The 21,228-nt window shown below is 31.4% G+C and carries 17 protein-coding genes; 5 read left to right on the top strand and 12 right to left on the bottom strand.

Going from position 1 to position 21,228, the window contains the following annotated elements; all coding sequences use genetic code 11:
* Positions 1-121: 121 nt before the first annotated feature.
* The 5 genes from IW18_RS20885 to IW18_RS20865 form a co-directional block, all read right to left on the bottom strand.
* Positions 122-1,489 carry an ATP-binding protein gene (locus IW18_RS20885; RefSeq protein ID WP_240475588.1) on the bottom strand — a complete coding sequence of 456 codons (1,368 nt, stop codon included), beginning with the start codon at positions 1,487-1,489 and terminating at the stop codon, positions 122-124.
* Positions 1,486-2,172, bottom strand: a complete 687-nt coding sequence (locus IW18_RS20880; protein ID WP_041520140.1) for a response regulator transcription factor — start codon at positions 2,170-2,172, stop codon at positions 1,486-1,488. The genes IW18_RS20885 and IW18_RS20880 overlap by 4 nt, the downstream gene beginning before the upstream one ends.
* Before the next feature lie 31 nt (positions 2,173-2,203).
* On the bottom strand, positions 2,204-3,121 hold the full coding sequence (locus tag IW18_RS20875) for a bestrophin family protein (RefSeq protein WP_041520139.1): 918 nt from the start codon (positions 3,119-3,121) through the stop codon (positions 2,204-2,206).
* Between the two features lie 100 nt (positions 3,122-3,221).
* Complete coding sequence (locus tag IW18_RS20870; protein WP_041520138.1) at positions 3,222-4,556, bottom strand: sensor histidine kinase; 1,335 nt, start codon at positions 4,554-4,556, stop codon at positions 3,222-3,224.
* 1 nt (position 4,557) lies between these two features.
* On the bottom strand, positions 4,558-5,907 hold the full coding sequence (locus IW18_RS20865; protein WP_041520137.1) for a sigma-54-dependent transcriptional regulator: 1,350 nt from the start codon (positions 5,905-5,907) through the stop codon (positions 4,558-4,560).
* A gap of 279 nt (positions 5,908-6,186) precedes the next feature.
* Here IW18_RS20865 and IW18_RS20860 point away from each other — a divergent pair, with 279 nt between their 5' ends.
* From IW18_RS20860 to IW18_RS20840, 5 genes are all read left to right on the top strand, one after another.
* The gene (locus IW18_RS20860) at positions 6,187-6,900 is read left to right on the top strand and encodes an ABC transporter ATP-binding protein (protein WP_041520136.1); all 714 of its coding nucleotides are present in this window, start codon (positions 6,187-6,189) and stop codon (positions 6,898-6,900) included.
* Between the two features lie 4 nt (positions 6,901-6,904).
* Complete coding sequence (locus IW18_RS20855) at positions 6,905-9,331, top strand: ABC transporter permease (protein ID WP_041520135.1); 2,427 nt, start codon at positions 6,905-6,907, stop codon at positions 9,329-9,331.
* A 1-nt stretch (position 9,332) separates the two neighbouring features.
* Entirely contained in the window at positions 9,333-11,744 is a 2,412-nt protein-coding gene (locus IW18_RS20850) for an ABC transporter permease (RefSeq protein WP_041520134.1), read from the top strand.
* Between the two features lie 41 nt (positions 11,745-11,785).
* On the top strand, positions 11,786-14,203 hold the full coding sequence (locus IW18_RS20845; protein WP_041520133.1) for an ABC transporter permease: 2,418 nt from the start codon (positions 11,786-11,788) through the stop codon (positions 14,201-14,203).
* A 204-nt stretch (positions 14,204-14,407) separates the two neighbouring features.
* Positions 14,408-15,187: a polysaccharide deacetylase family protein gene (locus tag IW18_RS20840; RefSeq protein WP_041520132.1), complete on the top strand. Its 780-nt coding sequence runs from the start codon at positions 14,408-14,410 to the stop codon at positions 15,185-15,187.
* Between the two features lie 50 nt (positions 15,188-15,237).
* On the opposite strand, the gene IW18_RS20835 is transcribed toward IW18_RS20840, so the two are convergent.
* The 7 genes from IW18_RS20835 to IW18_RS20800 all read right to left on the bottom strand — a co-directional run.
* On the bottom strand, positions 15,238-16,341 hold the full coding sequence (locus IW18_RS20835) for a PepSY-associated TM helix domain-containing protein (RefSeq protein WP_041520131.1): 1,104 nt from the start codon (positions 16,339-16,341) through the stop codon (positions 15,238-15,240).
* Positions 16,342-16,852: 511 nt separating this feature from the next.
* Positions 16,853-17,041, bottom strand: a complete 189-nt coding sequence (locus IW18_RS20830) for a hypothetical protein (protein ID WP_041520130.1) — start codon at positions 17,039-17,041, stop codon at positions 16,853-16,855.
* A gap of 126 nt (positions 17,042-17,167) precedes the next feature.
* Positions 17,168-17,725 (bottom strand): hypothetical protein, encoded by a 558-nt coding sequence (locus IW18_RS20825; RefSeq protein WP_041520129.1) that lies wholly within the window; start codon positions 17,723-17,725, stop codon positions 17,168-17,170.
* A gap of 387 nt (positions 17,726-18,112) precedes the next feature.
* Positions 18,113-18,535: a hypothetical protein gene (locus IW18_RS20820; RefSeq protein ID WP_041520128.1), complete on the bottom strand. Its 423-nt coding sequence runs from the start codon at positions 18,533-18,535 to the stop codon at positions 18,113-18,115.
* 68 nt (positions 18,536-18,603) lie between these two features.
* Positions 18,604-19,038 (bottom strand): hypothetical protein, encoded by a 435-nt coding sequence (locus IW18_RS22800; RefSeq protein WP_052480261.1) that lies wholly within the window; start codon positions 19,036-19,038, stop codon positions 18,604-18,606.
* Between the two features lie 434 nt (positions 19,039-19,472).
* Positions 19,473-19,907, bottom strand: a complete 435-nt coding sequence (locus IW18_RS22795; RefSeq protein WP_052480260.1) for a hypothetical protein — start codon at positions 19,905-19,907, stop codon at positions 19,473-19,475.
* Positions 19,908-19,911: 4 nt separating this feature from the next.
* Positions 19,912-21,228: DUF3289 family protein (locus IW18_RS20800; RefSeq protein WP_041520126.1), on the bottom strand; the 1,317-nt coding region annotated here is incomplete at its 5' end.

Raw genomic sequence — 21,228 nt, 5'->3', positions numbered from 1 at the left:
CGTAAAGATTATTTGCGCATAGTAAACCCGACAGGTTTTATCCCGAGGCTTCGGGACTGTCGGGTTTCGTTTCTTAAGCTTTGACTAAATCTGCGTGACATAAAAAAAATCCAAATATATATTAAGGAAACACCAAAGAAAAGGAAGTTCCCTTTTCAAGTTCAGAATCTACAATTAAAGTGATATTATGAAGTTTGAGTATTTGCATTGTTATAAAAAGTCCTAAGCCTTGTCCTTGAATATGTCGTGTACGATCGCTTCTATAAAAGAGATCAAAAATTGAATTTTTATCGTCGTCAGAAATTCCGGGGCCATGATCTACAATTTTTATCAGCAATTTTTCATTCTTAGATAAAGCAAAAATTTCTACTGGTGCAGGAGATGAAAATTTAATAGCATTATCTAATATATTGTAGAGTGCAATAAAAAGCATGTGTTTGTTTGCATGTACAGAAAGTAAATCTTCGCGATTAGCAATAGCATCAAAATTGACCGAAACTTTATTATTCGGATATTCAATAGCTTTCTTTTCCAGAACATTCCATAATATTTCGTCTATTCTAACAGTTTCCATTTGTTGAGGTTCTGAAAGTTCCAGTCCCGATAAAACTAAAAGTCCTTCTAAAGTAGATTTTAAATGTAAAGTATCTTTTTTTAGTGAACTTAAAATTTCTTCATATTGTTCGTTAGTTCGAGGTTGTTGTAGTGACACGTCAATATCGCCAATAATAATAGTAAGCGGAGTTTTTAGTTCGTGCGAGGCATTTTTTAGAAAGTTATTCTGAATCATGATTCCGCTTTCAAGCCTTTCTAAAAGATAATTAAAGGTTGTAATGAGTTCTTTAATTTCATCTTTTCCGCTTGTTTGCGGCACTTCTAATCTTGAATGAAGATTTTCGGTCGTTATCGTATTTACTTTTGCAATAACTTCTTCAAAAGGACGAAAAGTTTGTTTGGATAAAAATGTTCCTAAGAAAAAATTTAAAGGGATTCCAACCAAATAAAATAAAATAAACATTAAACCAAGAGCGTCAAGCTGTTTATTACCAGCATGATCAATTCCAGAAACCACAATGATAAAATCTCCCTGGTTATCTTTATAAAAAAGCCCAACAAACTGTCTGCCGTCTATAGTGAAATTAAGAATCTTATTTTTCACTATCGCATTTAGATGCTGTTCATCTAAATTAATATCAATATTATCGCGCACAAAAAGCTTCTTAGTTTTGGCATCGTAAACGCGTATTGATTCATTATTGATTTTATTATACTGAATTTCAATTTGACGATATCGTTCGCTGTTAATGTCTTTGATCTCATCTCTTTCAAAATGAAAAAGCGAAGCCGTTACAGCGTGATCTTCGAGATTATCAAAATAAAGATCTTTCATATGACTTCTAAAAAGAAGAAAAGCACCAGTCATAAGAAGTCCCACTGTAAAAGCAAAAAGCAATGTAGAATTTACAGACAACTTATTTTTTAGATTCATGACTCTTTGTTTTTGAGCATATATCCCGTTCCTTTTATCGTATGAATAAGCGGAGTAGGGAAGTTCTTGTCGATTTTATTTCGCAAATAATTAATATAAACGTCAACCGTGTTCGATGTAGTTTCAAAATCGATATTCCAAACTGCTTGTGCAATAGATATTCTGGATAAAGCTTTTTCGCGATTTTTCATAAAAAAGATCAAAAGCTTTAGTTCTCTGGACGAAAGATTAAGCTCTTTGCCATCTCGCGAAGCACTTTGTTCTTTCATATTAATTTCGACACCAGCATAAGATTGAAAATCCAAAATTCCGTTGCTAAATTCCGTACGGCGAAGCTGAGCATTTATTCGGGCAAGTAATTCTTCAAACAAAAAAGGTTTAGCCAAATAATCGTCGGCACCGGATTGTAATCCTTTTACTTTTTCGTGTGGCGTATCGAGCGCACTCAGAATAAGTATGGGAACAATTATTTTTCTACTTCTTAAAACTTCGCAAACTTCAAATCCGGTAATATCCGGAAGCATAATATCGAGAATAATAATGCTATATTCATTTTCCATAACCTCTTTAATTGCATCAAAACCTTTTGTAATAGTTTTGACTTCATAAAGATTTTCCTCAAGACCTCTTGTAATGAAAGAAGCGACCCTTGGATCGTCTTCAACCAGTAATACTTTATTCATAGCCGAATATAATTGAAGTGTTTATCATAAATTAAGTAATGCAATAGTTAGAAGTTTTTGGTATTGAAGTTACTTTTTGACCATTTAATTCCAGTAGTGTATTCTCTATCATTTGAGACATTGCATCCAGAGCAAGATCGTTGGGCTGTAAACCAAACGGATTTTCTAATTCATCGGCAATTGCTTCCAGAGCTACAAAAGTATAGGCAATAAATACTATTATAAAAGGTGTAATCCAACCCATAGTTTCAAGAAAACCAAAAGAGAGTAAGAAACAATAAATATAAACGGTTCGATGTAACAATACACTGTAAGTATAAGGTATTGGAGTACTTGCGATTCGCTCGCATCCGCCTACAATATCAGATAGTTTGTTGAGGTTATCCTCAAAAGCCAATTGAGTTATGCTGTCTATTTTGTTTTCTGCCTTTGCATTTTTTACCCAAATCCCTAATTCTCTTAATATAATTATAGGTTTATATTGTACATCTTTAAGTTGTTCAACTAATTGTTTTGGTAATAATCGATTTAAATCCTGATCCGGATTCGTTTCTCTAAGTTGATGCTTTAAACTGTAAACAAATGCTGTGAGCAAATTAATAAAGTCTTGACGTTTAGCATCGTAATCAGGATCGTTAATAAGTGTAATGCTTTGTCTGGCCAGAGATCTTGTATCATTAAGCAATGCGCCCCAAAGTTTTCGACCTTCCCAAAACCTGTCATAACTTACGCTGTTTCTAAAACCCAAAAATATAGCAAGCGCAATGCCAAAAAGCGTAAAAATAGCAGGATTTATATGTAAATTATATGCTATTAAGTAAGGCTTAAAATAAACAACTGAAAACGAAAATAAGAGTAGTAACAAAAGGCGAGGAAGAAGTTGCGGCAAAACAGAACCTCTCCATTCAAAGAGCATTTTAAACCAGGTATTCTTTTTCTTTATAATCATTGGGAGTGATCAAATTTAATGTTATAAAAGTAATTAAAAGTATGACCTCACGCAATACATGCATAAAAATTACAAATGATTTTTCTCCCCAAACAAAAAGTTAATCTTCAAGAAGACAAATCTCAAAAGTTGTCTTTTCGTTTTCGCGTTTATAAGTAATATAACCGCCATGAGCTTCGATAATATTTTTAGATAAAGTCAATCCAATTCCGGCACCTTCAGTTCTGGTCGTGAAAAATGGCAGAAATATTTTGTTTTCGATTTCACTTTCAATTCCAGTTCCGTTATCTGTAATTTTTATAAAAGTTCGGTTTTCTTTTGCTTCCGCCGAAATTGAAATCTTTTTTTCGGAAGCATCTTTTACCGCATAAATGCAATTGGTTAAAAGATTGATTAAAACCTGTTCTATTTGCTGTGCATCGACATTTATGTATCGTTTGAATGGAATCGCATTTACTACCTCAATCTGGTTTTCTTTAAACAACGGATTCATGATCTCGATCGTAAGATCGATGAGGTCGTGTAGTTCTATTTTTTCCTTTTTAGGAGAAGGAAGCATCGCCAGTTTTCGATACCCTTCGACAAATTTTTGTAAATGATCGCTTCGTCTTAGCATGGTTTCGACGCTATTTTTGACATCTTCTAAATCTTCTGCCGATAATGTGTCCTGCTCGACCAAATCTTGTAGATTTTGGCAAATAGAACGAATGGGTGTTATGGAATTTAAAAGTTCATGCGAAATCACTTTCATTAAATTAACCCAAGCATCTTTCTCTTTTTTCTCGACTACATTTTGTATGGAATCGAGTAAAACAATAAAATAATCTTTTTCTAAAATCTCTGTTCGTGATGCCTGCAAAACAAAAGTTTGCATATTTTGCTCATTAATACGAATTTCTACTGCTGTTTTTATTTCCTGAAAATTATCTTCTTCGATAATCTCGCATAATGCGGGCAATTGATTTTTAAGATATTTCCATTTTGAAACTTTTGGCACACTAAAATGGCTCGAAAAATAATCGTTCATCAAAAAAATATCCCAGTCATTTTCCTGCTTTTGCAAAATAATAATTCCAGTTTCAATATTATTAAGGATAGAACGGTAGATAATATCTTTAGAAACCTGTTCGTTTCGCTTGTTCTTTAAATTATCATACAAATGAAACAAATGGTCGTAACTCTTGTTGAAGTTCTGTTTTGAAAAGTCTGATGTAAAATCGTTTTGCAAGATTGAAGCAATCGTTTTATCATAAAGCAAAATAAAATTGCGAACATAAAAATACATTTCGCGAATGAGCAGAAAAACAAAAAAAAGTCCAAATACTCCCGTAAACGCCAATCCTATTTTAAAGAAGTAAATAGAAATTTCGATAACCACCACAATTGCGATTAAGCGCAGAAATATAAGTTTGTAAGTTTTAAGTTCTTTAAACATATCAATTAATGCTAATATTATATTTTTCTAAACGTCGGTACAATGAACCTCTTGAAAGGCCAAGTTCTTCGGCAGTTTTACTAATATTATTATTGTTTTTAAGCAACGCTTTTTCAACCGCAGCTTTTTCTACAGATGAAAGCTGAATGTCGTCCGGGTTTTCGTCATAAGCAGTTATCGTTTCCAAATCTAAGTCCGAAACAGTAATTTTGTTGTTTTCGCAAAGAATAACCGCACGTTCAATTTTATTCTCCATTTCACGAATGTTTCCGTTCCATGCGTGCTTTTCAATTTGTTCCAGCACTTTTTTATCAAAAGTAATTTCGTCTCTGCTATACTTTTCAATCATTTTATCCAAAAGATATTCGGCCAACGGAATTTTATCTTCATTGCGCTCTCGAAGTGGCGGCAAAACTATTTCCATTGTATTAATACGATAATATAAATCTTCTCTAAAACTCTTATCTGCAACTTCCAGTTTCAAGTTTAAATTGGTTGCCGTAATAATACGAACATTTAAAGGTCTCGCTTTTGTTTCTCCTAACCGTGTTACGGTTTTTGTTTGAATAACCTGCAAAAGTTTTGATTGTAAGTGAAGCGGAACATTACCAATTTCATCTAAAAATATAGTTCCGTTTTGAGCCATTTCAAAACGTCCCGGCGTGTCTATTTTAGCATCCGTAAATGCGCCTTTGGCATAACCAAACAATTCGCTTTCGAAAATATTCGAATTTAAAGAACCTAAATCGACGGCAACAAAAGGACTATTTTTTCTTTCGGACTGGCTAAAAATATGATGTGCCAAAACAAACTTTCCGGTTCCGTTTTCTCCAAGTATTAAAACATTAGCATCAGTTTTCGCAACTTTATCGGCAAGAGAATAGGCTTTTTTTATAATTTCTGACGAGCCAACAAAAAAGTCATTTTCAACCTCAATACTTTTCGTTTTCTTCTGTTCCTTTCTGGCTTTATCGACCGCTTGTTTTACAGATTCCAGTAGTTTTTTGTTTTCCCACGGTTTTAAGATATAATCAAAAGCACCATTTTTTAAACCTTCAACAGCCGTTTCTACTTTTCCAAAAGCCGTCATTAAAATGACAACAGTTTTTGGCGAAAGCGTTTTTATTTCTTTTAATAAATACAAACCTTCTCGTCCGTCTTCAAAACCAATTCTGTAATTCATGTCGAGCAAAACAACATCGATCGCTTTTTTTGACAGTAATTCGACAATGTTTTTTGGATTATTGAGCGTATAAATCTCTTCAAAATACTTTTTCAGGAACACTTTCGACGCAAAAAGGATGTCTTCCTGATCATCGATGATTAAAATTGTGGCATTCGTTTTTTTCATTGTTGTTCGGTTTTGGACGAAAGCTGTCCAATTATGGACACTTTAAATTTCTTTTTAAAAATAAAAACGTAAAAATAAGGCTGTTACAGTTTTTAAGTTTTTGGCACGAAAATCACATTATGACTGGTAAATCATCAAACATGAATCTTATTATTGATGGTAAAAGTAACAAAAATAGATATCTAACAACGATATTGTTAATTATCTTCGTTTCGAGATAAGTTTCTTTTCCATCGGTAATAAAAATTATTTAAAAACATCAATCTTAAAACAATCATTATGATCAAAATTGAAAAACTTTCGAAAGTATTTAGAACCGAAGAAATAGAAACAAATGCTTTAAGCGAAATTTCATTAACCATTAATCAGGGCGATTTCGTTTCGATTATGGGACCATCGGGAAGCGGAAAATCGACTTTATTAAATATTATTGGATTATTAGACAGTGCTTCTGGCGGCAGTTACAAGTTACTTGGCGAGGAAATGGTTGGAACCAAAGAGAAAGCAAAATCAAAAGCCAGAAAAGAAAACATAGGTTTTATTTTTCAGAATTTTAATTTGATTGACGAACTTTCGGTTTTCGACAATATCGAATTGCCTTTGATTTACAATAATGTTCCGTCATCTGAAAGAAAGAAAAAAGTAGAGGAAATCGCAAAGATATTGGGTATTTCGCATCGTTTGAAACATTTTCCGCAACAACTTTCGGGAGGTCAGCAACAACGTGTGGCCGTGGCTAGAGCTTTAATTAATGATCCAAAAATTATTCTTGCCGATGAGCCTACAGGAAATCTTGATAGTAAAAATGGTAATGAGGTAATGGAATTACTTACAGATCTTCATGCTAGTGGTTCAACAATTTTAATGGTAACGCACTCTGATTATGATGCTTCGTTTTCGCAAAAAACAATTTTAATGAAAGACGGGGTTATTCTTTCGGAAAAATTAAATAATAGAAATGTCGACGTTTTTGCAGCAAACTTAAATAATTAAGATCATGCTAAAAAACTGGATTAACATATTTATATACCATATCAAAAACAATAAGTTCTTTACAGCGCTTAATGTTTTGGGTTTGAGTATTGGAATCGCAGGATTAATTTTTGCGATTTTGTATTGGAACGAAGAACATTCGTACGACAAATGGAATCCTGATAAAGACAGAATCTTTTTGTTGGTAAACCAAATGGATGAAACTAGATTTTGGGCATCAAGTTCATCTCCTGCTGGCGCGGCGATAAAAGAGAAAACTCCAGAAGTTGAGGATTATTGCTATTTGACTGGTGATTATACCAATGAGATTATCAGGTTTAGAGATAAAAAAATACAGTCGGACAAAATTGTAAGCGCTCAGAAAAATTTCTTTACATTTTTTCCTTTTGATTTTGTCGAGGGAAATAGAGCAAAAGCATTGCCTGACGAAAATAGCATTTGCTTATCTGAAGATCTGGCCTTAAAATTTTTTGGAAATGAAAGCGCTTTGGGTAAAGAAGTTGTTTTACAGAATAAAAAATTACTGGTAAGAGGGGTTTATAAATTAGACAAAAAATCGTCTTATAATCCGTCGTGTGTCGTAAACTTTGTAGATTATGGTTTAAGAGAAACGTTAGGGCAGTGGGGAAATTTTCAGCTTGTTTTATTAATTAAAGCTCGAAATGCCAATGCGATTTCTGATATAATCAGAAATCTTGATAAATTATATTACACCAATCTCACCGTACGTTTTGCAAAATTCAACGGTATGTCTCCGGAAGAATATGTAAAAAAATATGGTGTTCCTAAACCGCATTTAGAGTCGTTAGCGTCGCTTCGTTTGCATACTAAAACGGGTGGTTTAGTCGAAGGAAAAGGGAATTATCAATTTCTGTTGATAATGCTTGGTTTATCTGTTTTAATACTAATTCTTTCGATAGTAAATTACATCAATTCTGCCACCGCGAATGCCATAAAAAGAGCAAAAGAAGTGGGAGTTCGTAAAATTATTGGAGCATCAAAAACAAATATTATACAACAGTTTGTTTTTGAAACGGTGTTAATTGTATTGTTTGCCATTTTAATATCGCTTGTAATTGTAGAACTATCATTGCCTTATTATAATAGTTTTTTAGAAAAAACATTAACCATAGAAGGCAGTCAGTTTTACATGCAACTTATTATCATATTTTTTGTAACTGTGGGTGTTGCAGGAATTATTCCAGCGATTTATGTTTCAAATTTTGAGGTTTTACAAGTTTTAAAAGGGAATTTCGGTCGCAGTAAAAGAGGGATTTGGCTTCGCAACGGAATGCTGATTCTTCAATTTACGATAGCTTCATTTTTTACTATTGGTTCGTATATCGTGTACAGTCAGATTGAGCACATGAACAAAAAGGATTTAGGTTTTAAAGCCAGTAACATTCTGGATATTTCGTACCGAAATACTTATAGTGACAATGATAAAACAACCAAAGTAAACAGATTCAATCAATACTTATTGATTAAGAATGAATTGTCGCATATTAAAGGCGTTAAAAAAGTAGCCGGAAGCGGATTCGTTTTTGGTGGCGGCGTTTCGACTACAAGCTATCTCTATAAAGATACCGAGGTAGATGGTAATAACATTATAGTTGATTTTGGCTTTTTGGAAATGCTGAATATTAAAATGGCAAAAGGGAGATATTTTAGTCCAAAATTTGCTCAGGATACCGTAAGTACAATGCTAATTAACGAAACGGCTTTAAAACAATTAAATGAAAAGGATCCTATAGGTAAAGTAATAAAATGGGGAGACAAAGATGTTACAATTGTTGGAGTTGTAAAAGATTTTAACCTTGGAAATCCAGGTGATCCAATTCCTCCAATGTCATTTTTTCATTTCAAAACATTTCCTTGGTTTGTAAATTCGTTAAACAATATTTATGTTGACGTAGATGCGTCGAACACAGAGCAAACGTTGGCTGATATCGAAAAGTTTTGGTCTAAAAATGTCGATCAGGATTATCCTTTTACGTATGATTTTGTCGAAAAAGAATACAGTAGATCATACAGCAATTATATTAAACAAAAGGAGCTGTTTTCATTATTGAATATAATTGTGATTATCATTGCGCTTTTTGGTTTGTTTTCATTGGCTTCATTTTCTATCGAAAGAAGAATGAAAGAAATCGCGATTAGAAAAACACTAGGAGCAGAGACGAATATTTTACTAAAAGAGCTTTCTAAGCAATATGTATTGCATTGTATTATAGGATTTTTGTTTGCTTTGTTTCCTACTTATTATTTCTTGAGCAAATGGCTGGAAAACTTTTCGTACAGAATTAGTATTTCTATTTATCCGTTTTTAATTGGATTTACAACTTTACTTGTATTAACACTTTTTGTTGTGCTTACAAGAGCTTATCAGGCGACTAAAATTGATATTCTTAAGTATTTAAAGTACGAATAAGATGCTGAAAAATTGGACCAACATATTTATATACCACATCAAGAACAACAAATTCTTTTCGGCTTTGAATGTTTTGGGGTTGAGTATTGGAATTGCAGGATTAATTTTTGCGACACTGTATTGGAACGAAGAGCATTCGTATGACAAATGGAATCCTGAGAAAGACAGAATTTACTCGGTCATGAATGATATTGGTGGCGGGAATATTTGGACTGTAAATCCAACAACGACCGCCCCATTATTAAAAATGGTTTCATCAGACCTTGATAGTTATTGTTACACGCAATGTTTGTACACCAAAGAAACTGTTGCCTACAAAGGTAAAAGGGAATTATTTGACAAGATCTACACCGCACAAAGTAATTTTTTTACATTTTTTCCTTACGAATTTATTCATGGTAACGGAAAAACGGCGCTTAAGGATATTAACAGTATTGCCTTGTCTGAAAAAACAGCTTTCAGATTATTTGGAAACGAAAATCCAATGGGCAAACAAGTACGTTTCCTGAGTAAGTTATTTGTAGTGCGAGGTGTTTATCGATTAAATCAGACTTCATCTGTAATGCCGGACTTGGTTACTACTGTAATCGAAGAAGATTTAGAAAAGAACAGAGGAAAGTGGAGTTATGATTATGGGTTAATAATTAAGCTAAAGAACCAAGGTAATCCTGATGCAATTGTAAAAGATCTGGACCATATTTTTATGGAAAACTGTTTAAAAGTATCTGCAAAAGAAGAAGGATTAACGGTAAAAGAGTACATAAAAACGTATGGCGAGCCTGTAAAAGCAAGTTTACTTTCGTTACCTAATACCAGAATGCATTTGGGTAATGATCCTTTTCCGGAAGGAAGCGCAAACTTGAGATTCTTGCAAATTCTGATGGGATTATCTGTACTAATCTTGTTGCTTTCGATTGTTAATTATATCAATTTGGCTACAGCCAATGCGGTAAAAAGAGCAAAAGAAGTAGGAGTAAGAAAAATTGTTGGCGCAGGAAAAAAACAAATCATCGTACAATTTGTATTTGAAACTGCTTTGATTACACTGTTTTCACTTTTACTTGCATTGGTAATTGTTGAACTTTCGTTACCATTTTACAACACGCTTTTGCATAAAAATCTAATTCTGGAGGGAACTCAGTTTTATTTGCAGCTAATCGTAATTTTTATAATTGTCATTATTGTTTCCGGAGTTTTGCCCGCTATTTATGTTTCTAATTTTGAACCGTTAAAGGTACTGAAAGGAAATTTTTCGCGTAGCAAAAACGGAATTTGGCTAAGAAACGGTATGCTGGTTTTGCAATTTGCTATCACTACTTTTTTTATCATTGGTTCGTTTATCGTAAACCGACAGGTAAAATATATGATCGATAAGGATTTAGGATTTAATGGTTCGCAAATTATTGACGTAGTTTTTAAACCGCAAGAAGGCAAAGATCAATATGCAAGATATAAAGTAATCAAAGAGCAAGCGCTTAAAATAAAAGGTGTAGAGGCTGTTTCGGCAGGATTATTTTCGATTGGAAGTAACGAAAATACCTGGGATAGTTATTCCTATAAAAATAATAAGGGAATGCTAATTCAGCGTATGGGAGTTGATTTTGGTGTATTGGATATGCTTGGAATTAAAATTGTAAAAGGAAGAGATTTAAGCGAACGGTTTTCATCGGATACAGTAACAAATGTTTTATTAAATGAAAGAGCTGTAAAAGTAATGCAGGAGAAAAACCCAATAGATAAAACAATCAATTGGAAAGGTAAAAATTATAAGGTTGTAGGAGTTGTAAAAGACTTTAATTATTTTGGATTGGAAAGCCAAATTAGCCCTATGATTTTTGTTCACTTAACAGCAAAAGGAATAAACAGCCAGGAGTTGCACAATATTTCGATTAAAATTGCTCCTGAAGAAATGTCTAAAACAATTGCCAATCTGGATAAATTTTGGAGCACTAAAGTAGATGCCGAATATCCTTTTGAATACAATTTTGTAGATAAAAATTACGCTAGAAATTATCAAAAATATGAGAGTCAAAGAGATCTGTTTTCTTTATTAAACGTGATTGTAATTCTAATTGCTGTTTTTGGATTATTTGCTTTGGCTTCTTTTTCAATGGAACGTAGATTTCGTGAAATCGCGATTCGAAAAACGTTAGGAGCAGAGACAAATGTTTTATTAAAAGAATTGTCAAAGCAATATGTAGCGTTCTGTTTCATAGGTTTTGTTATCGGCATAATTCCGGCTTATCTTTTATTGCGAAAATGGCTTGAAGATTTTGCTTTTAGAATCGGTATTCCGTTGCTTCCTTTTCTTGTGGCGCTTGTGTTTTTATTGTTTTTGACCTTAACAATTGTTTTGGCAAAAGCTTATCAGGTTACCAAAATCGATGTTTTAAAATACCTCAAATATGAATAAAAGATGTAATGTCTATTTTAAATTAACCATTAACTAAAACCATGATACTAAACTATATTAATATATTTATTTACCAGTTAAAGCATAATAAACTGTTTTCTTTTCTTAATATTTTAGGATTGTCAATCGGAATTTCAGGATTGATTTTTGCTTTGCTGTATTGGAACGACGAGCAGAGTTACAATGAATGGAATTCTGAAAAAGAGAATGTTTATCAGGTTTTGGTTAAACTAAGCGATATGCCCGCCCTGTCAGATTGTGCGGTATTCCTGAAGCCGGCTTTAGACCAAGATCCAAATGTCAAATCGATACTATATGCTGATAGTTGGTATCAAAATGATAAAATTATTTACAAAGGAAAAAAGGAGTTTGTAGATAAAATTATCAATGTCGAACAAAATTTCTTTTCTTTTTTTCCTTTCAAAATTATTAAAGGTGATGCAGTTTCGGCTATAAAAGATGATTCGAGTATTGCTATTTCTGATATTACGGCTAAAAGGATTTTTGGAAATGAAAACCCCATTGGAAAACAAATAAAATGTTTTGACCAGCTGTTTTCTGTAAGGGCCGTGTACCATATTCCAGGAAATTCTTCGATTGCGCCAAATGTCATCATTAATAAAATGAAGCAATATACAACTGCCGGATTGAATGGCCCGTTTGTTTTAAAGTTATTATTAAAAGTAAAGGACCCCTCAAAAGTTGATCTTACAAGACAAAGACTCGAAAGAATTTATAACCACGATTTTATTGCGATAATTGCCAAAGAAGCAGGCTTTACAGTCGAAGTTATGGCTAAAAAAGTAGGTCATTTTACGGTTATTCTTGAACCTTTATCAAAAGCCAGATTACATTCGATAATAGATGGTTATCCTGAAACACGAGGAAATTATCAGTTTTTAATAATCATGATGGGTCTGTCTCTTTTGATTCTCGTTTTGTCGATTGTTAATTACATCAATCTCGCAACTGCTAATGCTGTAAAGCGTGCAAAAGAAGTTGGAGTACGTAAAATTTCGGGTGCATCAAAAGGCGATATTGTAACTCAGTTTCTTTTTGAAACGGTTTTAACCACGACTTTTTCTATTTTACTGGCGCTAGTAATTGTAGAGTTGACTTTACCGTATTATAACAATTTTTTAAACAAAAACATTGTACTTCTTGCCAGTCAGTTTTACATGCAATTGATATTGATTTTTATCATTACAATTTTGACTGCAGGTTTATTTCCTGCTATTTATATATCCAATTTCGAAACTTTTAAAGTTTTGAAAGGAAATTTTGAAAGAAGTAAAAATGGTATCTGGCTGCGCAACGGAATGCTTATTTTTCAGTTCGCCATTGCTGCCTTTTTTATTATTGGCTCAAATATCGTATACCAGCAAATTAAATTTTTACAGAATAAAGATTTAGGTTTTAAGGGCGATCAGGTAATTTCGGTTTCTTTAAATTTTCCATCGGTTGATTATCAGGGAGAAAATGCAGCTCAAAACATTTACAACAAATACAACATCATAAAACAGCAGCTCAGCAAAATTAAAGGTGTCGAACAAGTCTCGACAGGTCTTATTACGTTTGATGGATCAGACAATTCTATATCTGGGGTTTTATACAATAATGAACTTTTTAAACAACGCGTTATTCCTTTAGATTTTGGCATGTTTGAAATGTTGAACATCAAAATAATTAAGGGAAGAAATTTTGACAGAAAACTGGCTTCAGATACTATAAATTCTGTGATTATAAACGAAAGTGCATTAAAATTAATGAATATTAAAGATCCTATTGGCAAGGAACTTTTAATTCGAGAGCAGAAAGTAAAAATAATTGGTATTGTTCAGGATTTCCACTTATTAAGTCCAGAAGTAGAAGTGCCGCCAATTGCTTTTTACAATATAAAAATGTTTGGTATGACACAGAACATTAACAAAGTTTATGCAAAACTAAAATCAGACGATCTTGGAAACACTATTGCGAACATAGAAAAGTTATGGTCGAAAGTCGATACCGAATATCCGTTTAAATATGATTTTGTAGACAAAGAATATGCAAGAACTTATGAAACTTATACGAAGCAAAAAAGCTTGTTTTCGCTTTTAAATATTGTTGTAATTGCAATAGCACTTTTTGGTTTATTAGCGTTGGCATCGTATTCTATACAAAGGCGAATGAAAGAAATCGCGATAAGAAAAACTCTTGGAGCCGATACAAAAGTTTTGCTAAGAGAGTTATCCAAACAATATGTTTTGTATTGTATAATAGGTTTTTTAATTGCCGTATTTCCTGTTTATTATCTATTGACCAAATGGTTAGAAAACTTCGCTTTTAGAATCGATATTTCACTATTTCCGTTTATTATAGGATTTGTTGTGCTATTGTTTTTGACATTAATAATTGTATTGTCCAGAGCATATGTGGCAACAAAATCGGATATTTTGCAGTATTTGAAATACGAATAGATTAAAAAAAAAACTAAACCTCCAAGATGATTTTATTTTGGAGGTTTTTTGCTTTTATAGAGGATTTGGATGTTTTGTGCAATGAAATTTTTAATGTAAATTTTGACTAATAAAATAAATTGTAGTTCTTAATAAATAATTATCTTTAAAATTAATATCACTTTATTTTATTATAAACTTAGTACTTTAAAAACGGAATAATTCATGAAGATAATTTTTACTAAAACAATGTTGTTTTTAATGTTCCTGACTTTTTTTTCATGCGAAACTAAAAAGCAAAAGGAAGAACCAAAACCTTATAAAGCGGGAGTAATTTTATCTTTTGATGATGCTTATGTAGACGAGTGGTTTGAAGCCGATCAGGCTTTGAAAAAGTACGGATGGAAAGCTACTTTTAATGTTTGCAAGATAGATTCGCTTGGTGAACCTCAAATTAAAAAATTGCTTCAAATGCAAAAAGAAGGTCACGAAATTGCAGGTCATGGTTATCATCATTACAATGCTGTTAAGTTTGTAAAAAAGAACGGACTGGATGCTTACATGAATCAGGAAATATACCCAATGATTACTTCGATGAAGAATAAAGGGTTTAATGTTACTTCATTTGCCTATCCGTACGGAATGCGATCTGATGCTCTGGACCATGCATTATCTAGTAAATTTAAAATTATTAGAGGTAGAGCTTTTGGCGGTGAAATCCCTGAAAAACAAGACAGTTATTTTAATAACTCAAAAATTGTGTTTGCATTTGATATCGACAATAGTCATATTCATTTTAGTATTCCGTACGTTTTAGAGTTGCTGGATTACGCAAAAAAACACAATAAAATATTGCTTTTATGCGGTCATAGACCCGTTAAAAATGTATCTAAAAATTATGAAGTTAAAATCGAAACGTTAGAGTTTGTTTGCAAATACATGAAGCTAAATGATCTAAAATTCTACACTTTAAATGACCTAGATACTTTAATTCCGCAAAAGTAATATTGCTTTAAAAACTAACTTAAAAGAGTTTTTTTATTGTAGAGTATCAACTATTTTTTCTTTCTTCCTAACCAGATCAAGAGTCCGGTAATAGGTAAAGTTACAGCAAAAAGACAGACCAAAAAGGCAATTATTTTGGTCGTGTAACCATAAATACTACCGGTATGAATAGGGTACATTAAACGCTTTAATTTATCTCCATTCGAAAAAGATTCGTAAGGTCTTACTTCGATATTCTTGGCCGTATATTTATCAAAATAAGCAGCGCTTGATTGAAACGGAATTGTTTTTTCTAAATTTTCTTTAAGTACCGTAATGCTGTTAATAGTATCAATAGGCATTCTAATTTGTATATTTCCTGTATAAGGAAAAATGCTATCTGTTTTGTCGTAAATACTTTGGTAAAAAGTAGTTTTGTCTAACTTAGGATCTATTTTTGTTGGATTTTTGACTTTGGCAGAAAGTTTTGGTTTTGAGCCATCGGCAAGGTAAACTATACCATTTTGGAACCAATCAAAAGCAAAGTTTAAGCCACTTAACGAAATGATTAACAGAATTAAAAAACTATAGAATCCAAAAGTAGAATGAAAATCCCAATTGACTCTTTTAAAAGACGCTTTCCATTTTACTGTTAATCGTTGTTTTAAGTTTTTTATTTTTTTAGGCCACCATAAAACAATACCCGAGAGGAGCATAAAAACAAAAATCAAGCAAGAAGTTCCCATGATTATTTTGCCTGAATCTCCCAACAATAATTGCCTGTGTAGAGACAAAAGGAAAACAAAAAAACGGCTTTCCTGAGGCGTATTTGCGAGAACTTTTCCGGTGTAAGGATCAAACGAAAAAAATTGCGCTTTTTTATCGGCATCTTTTGCAATAATCTGTATTGTTCGGGCAGGATCATTAAAAGTATAAATGCGGGTAATCTTTTTTATCGAATATTGTTTCTCGAGAACATCAGTACAAAAATCAATAGTTTTCTTTGTGTTTCCTATAGTCGAAACATTGTAAAATTCTGGATTTACTAACTGATCAATTTCTTTTTCAAAAACCAATAAACTTCCTGTAAGCGCGGCAATAAAAACGATTAAACCAGACCCAAGTCCTAACCATAAGTGCAACAGGCCAATATTCTTTTTAAATGTTTTCTTCATACAAGGAGGACTTATGTTTTATGATCGATTATAGAAATTTTAAAATAGAAACTAAAATCGTAGTTTGAATCGGTTGCAAATTTATACTTATTAAGACTAATTCTATTTAGAAATTAAAAAAAAATCTTTTATAAAGTGAATATTTTGGTTTTTGTTTTAGAATCCTGTATGTCAAGATGAGTATTCCAAAACTCAGATATCAGATAGCGCGGATTTGCAAATCCGCGTCGGATATGTTTATTTTAGCAAGAAAAATATAAGTTTCTTTCATTATAATCGCAACTTTTCTATATATGGATTTTCTACGACCTCTAGGATATATTTATTAACTTCTATTATTGTTAACACTTTGGATTTAATTTGTTTGCAGTAATTTTTCCTGTTTTTAAAAATCTTTCAAAAAGTAAATAATATAAGCCGATGAAGATTCCAAACAGAAAGACTAACAAAAAATTTAATAGACTAACCTCATTTTTCTGAATTTTAATATATTCGTCTATTTGAGCAGCGGTTATTCAGCTAGTCTTGCAGCTAAATATTCTGAGTTACGAACAGTGGCTATCTTTTCAATAGTTTCTACATTGCGATTGTGAATAAAAAAAAATTCTTTTCCCGAATTTATATTATTCACATTGTCTTCAAAACTATTAATAAGTAGAATAGATTTTTTCAGTATGTTAACTTCTCTCTCTGTAATCATTGTTTTTTATTAATATCATTTGCTGGCGTGAACATCATGTTTACAAGCACATTATTATTTTAATCTACTAGCATGAAAAGGTTATCAAACTAGAGTTCAAGTATTTTTATTTTTAATCTTGGTAGTTTATTTACCAGGACCACCTATTCCAGCTTTATTCCATATTTCTTCATCTAAAAAATCGCCATTTTTATCATATTTTCTAATTTCCGTAGTATCGGGAGTTTCAATTGTTATTTTTTTCTCACCATTTGCTGTAATCATCACTATTTCAATAATGTCTCCGCAATAATAAACATCACTATCTGTAATTAGATTGTCTGTTGAATCATATGTAGTAGCTTTATATATAAATCCATCTCTAACGAGGTATTTAGTTGTGAAAATTTTACCACGTTTTAAATACTTTTCATCAAGTTTTCCATCAATTTTGCCAGCCTTATTTACTGAGAATTTTGTAAAAAGATCATCGTATTTAATTATATAATTCCCTTCTTTTAATATTGTGTCTCGGGCAAGATCATAGCGGTTTTTATATTTAGTGGCTAAAACCGAAAATTTAAAAGTTACTGAATTAGGTCTAACCTGAAAATTCTCTCTATTTAGAGGTAAATAATCAATATTTTTTTCTTGAGAGAAAACGAACTGTTGTGTTAAAAACACAAAGGCAATTATAAATTTCATTTTTTTCAATCTTTAATTTATTCAGCAAAATATGGTACTATATTTTGCTGAATTATTATTATTTTAAATTCTGCTTTTTAGCGCGATAAACTTTGTAAAGTCTTTTACCAATCGATTTTTTTGCTTACATAGAAAAAACTTCCATCCTTTTTCATTGTCCCGCTCCCGCACGAATCCTTTCGTGTGGCACACCCTAATTAGTGATGAAAGAAATATTAAGTTTATGATTTCTGCTCATTTGTAATGCATTAAACGTTTATATAGAAAATTAGAATTTGACCTTACATATCGCCATACGAAAGGATTCGTGCGGGAGCGGGGGCAAATCAAGCCCAAAGTGATCCCACAAAATCACATCATATTTTGCTATATAATGATCTTCTTTAACTAATTACATTTGTAGATTATAGTATCTGGTTTAAAATGATCTCCCCATTCATTGTATAGACGTAATTTACCTACCCATTTTGTTGAATCAGTTTTACAATGAGATAAACTGAATGAAGCTATCAAATCCTTGTTATACATGGAAAGTACTTGAGCTCCAAAACCATCATATTCTTCATTTTCTAAAAAATATTTTGTATTTGAGGTATATTTGTAGAAATCAATATAATATTCCCTTTTTTTAATTTTTGAAGGATTCTTTATTAAAAATAAAATAATCTCCTTTTTTATTAAAGAATCATCTTTTGGAGGATCCTTTAATAAAAAAAGGCTAGGATAAACATTCGATTGTATAAATTCTGTTTTTCTTTCACAAGAAATACAAAATATAAAAGTCAATAATAGCAATATTGTTTTCTTCATCTTTTAAATTTTAGGTTCACGCCATAAATCATCACGCATTCTTTGATTTACTCCTTTAGCTTCAATAATTATTTACATTTATAAATTATAGTATCTGGTTTGTAAAAATCCCCGTATTTATTATCAAATTGTAATTCTCCAACTAGTCTTTTCTCATTGTTTTTACATTTGGAAATTGAAAAGATTGCAATCCTATAATTATTATAAAAATTTAGTTGTTGTTCTCCTAAACTTAAACCAGAAGGATTGTCTTCTCCATGATCCAAAAAATATTTAGTATCTGAATTATAAATATAAAAATCTATTCTATTTATTTTATTTTTATATTTTGGAGGATTCTTTAGTAAAAAATCTTTTACTAGTTTTTTTACCAAAGAATCTTCTTGCGGAGGATTTTTTAGCAAAAATAAATCTGCTATTGTTTTAGATTTTATAAATTCTGTTTTCTTCGTACAAGAAAAAAATAATAGCATAATTGTAATTATAATTAATGTCTTTTTCATATTTTAAAATTTAATCACACTTATAAAGAACAATATCAGAGCTACCTGGTTTATTATAAAAACTTAATATACCAGATGTTTTTGTTGTATCATTTTCACATTTTGAAATAAAAAAAGTTGCTAATTTTGCTTCATGATCGTACATTGATATTTCTTCACTTAAAAAACCCCAGGATCTTCTCTATTATCCAAAAAATACTTGGTATTGGAAGTATATTTATAAAACATTTTTGAAAAACTATTTTTTTTGGGAGGATTTTTTACTAAAAAAAGATTTAATCGTACTTTAGATTGTACAAATTCCGTTTTTCTTTCGCAAGAAATACAAAATATAAAAATCATTACTAGTAATATTGTTTTCTTCATCTTTTAAATTTTAGGTTCACGCCATAAATCATCACGCATTTTTTGATTTACTCCTTCAGCTTCAATAATTATTTACATTTATAAATTATTGTGTCTGATTTAAAAAAATTCCCCCATTGATTATAAAATTTTAATTCACCAACTAATTTTGTAGAATCATCTTTACATTGTGAGATAACAAAATAGGCTATTTTTTCATCATTATAAAAACTTAGTTGTTCTTCTCCCAAACTTAGCCCAGTTGGATCATCTTCTTTATTGTTTAAGAAATATTTTGTATCAGATGTATATTTATAAAAATTAGCATGACCAAATTTGTTTTTCACTTCGGGGGGATTTTTTAGCAAAAAATTAACTATCATTTTTTTTACTAAAGAATCATCTTCTGGAAGATCCTTTAATAAAAAAAGCGTTGAATAAATATTGGATTTGATAATCTCTGTTTTCTTTTCTCCGCAAGAAATTATTATTAATATAAATAATATCAATATTATCTTTTTCATAAATTTAAAATTTAGGTTCAAGCCACAAATCATCTCGCATTTTTTGATTTAATTCTTTGGCTTTTTGTTCTCTTTTTTCTGTAGCTAACTCATCTCTTAATTTTGTTTTTTCATCTATTCCTTCTAGTAAGCTCCCTTGAAATTCTTTTTGAAATTTAATTTTGGTTAAGAAAGGCTTGTAACCACGTAAATGTTGTAATACAAACCAAGATATAAAGGTTTCGTTTACACTAGGAATAATATTAAAAATCTTTTCCATATCAGGTAAATCCAGTCCAAAATGATCCCACAAAATAACCTCGTATTTTGCTGTATAATTGTTACCTTCAAAAAGCAACTCTTTTAATAGAACTTCGGCAGCCCAAATGTCATTTAGTGCAATGGTTAGCCCATCCGTGGCTTTTATAGGCGCTTCATGTAAAGCTCCATAAGAATAAGTCGGTTTGCTGAAAATTTTGTTTCTTTTGCTTCGTTCGCCTTTTGAATTAAAAAAAAGATTTTCTACACCAATTTTTTTTGCAAAATATGGCTCAACATCTTCAACTTCTTCCAGCTTAGAAAGATTATTTTTTAACTGTTCAGCAATATAATCTTCTACCTTCTGACAATATTCATCGGTTTCGCTTCGTGCTAATGCATGTTTGGTCATTATTGGGCTTTCGAAAATACCGCCTTCGCTTCTTTTAAATTTTGCAATAAGCTGGTCGAGATTGTCTTGCATTTCGCCTCTTGCAAAATATAACTCAGCAGTATTTTTAAATGTAAAAAACAACAATTCATCTGATATATTATCAAATAATCTCACATCTAAACCTGAATTATATACTGGAACTTTAAAGGAAAAATCTGTCCAGGGAATTTTAAATTGTGGAGAATAAAATGTATTGTAACACTCTTGGGTCGAGTAATATGCTTTTTTGTTTTTGTTGCGTTGTTGCAGTGCTTTTTTATAAGAAACAGCATTTGGCATATCAATTTTAAGTTTGTCAATTTTAGTTTTTGATAATTCTTCAAGTTTCGTTCCGGTGTTAGGAGTTTCATCTTCTACTAATTTTTCATATAAACTACTATTGTCATCGTTTGAGAATAAGCGATGCGTAAAATTATCGAAACCAAAAGTTTGATATTGATTTTTATACTTTTGTACAATTTCAGGTTGGTAAATTGGCTTTTCTTTTTTGTATCCAGTGCCATAACACATATCTTCGGCAACATCTGTTCCTTTAGCATTAAGTCCCGGCATTTTATAACGATCTATTACCAGAGTTCCAAGTTTGAGGTAATTAACAATGCGAGTGGGTAATTCGACATTTTCTATGCC

Origin of the sequence: Flavobacterium hibernum (genome assembly GCF_000832125.1) — a bacterium.
GTDB classification, from domain to species: domain Bacteria; phylum Bacteroidota; class Bacteroidia; order Flavobacteriales; family Flavobacteriaceae; genus Flavobacterium; species Flavobacterium hibernum.
The sequence above is the reverse complement of the archived record's forward strand: the minus strand, read 5'-3'. Positions and strand labels throughout refer to the sequence as shown.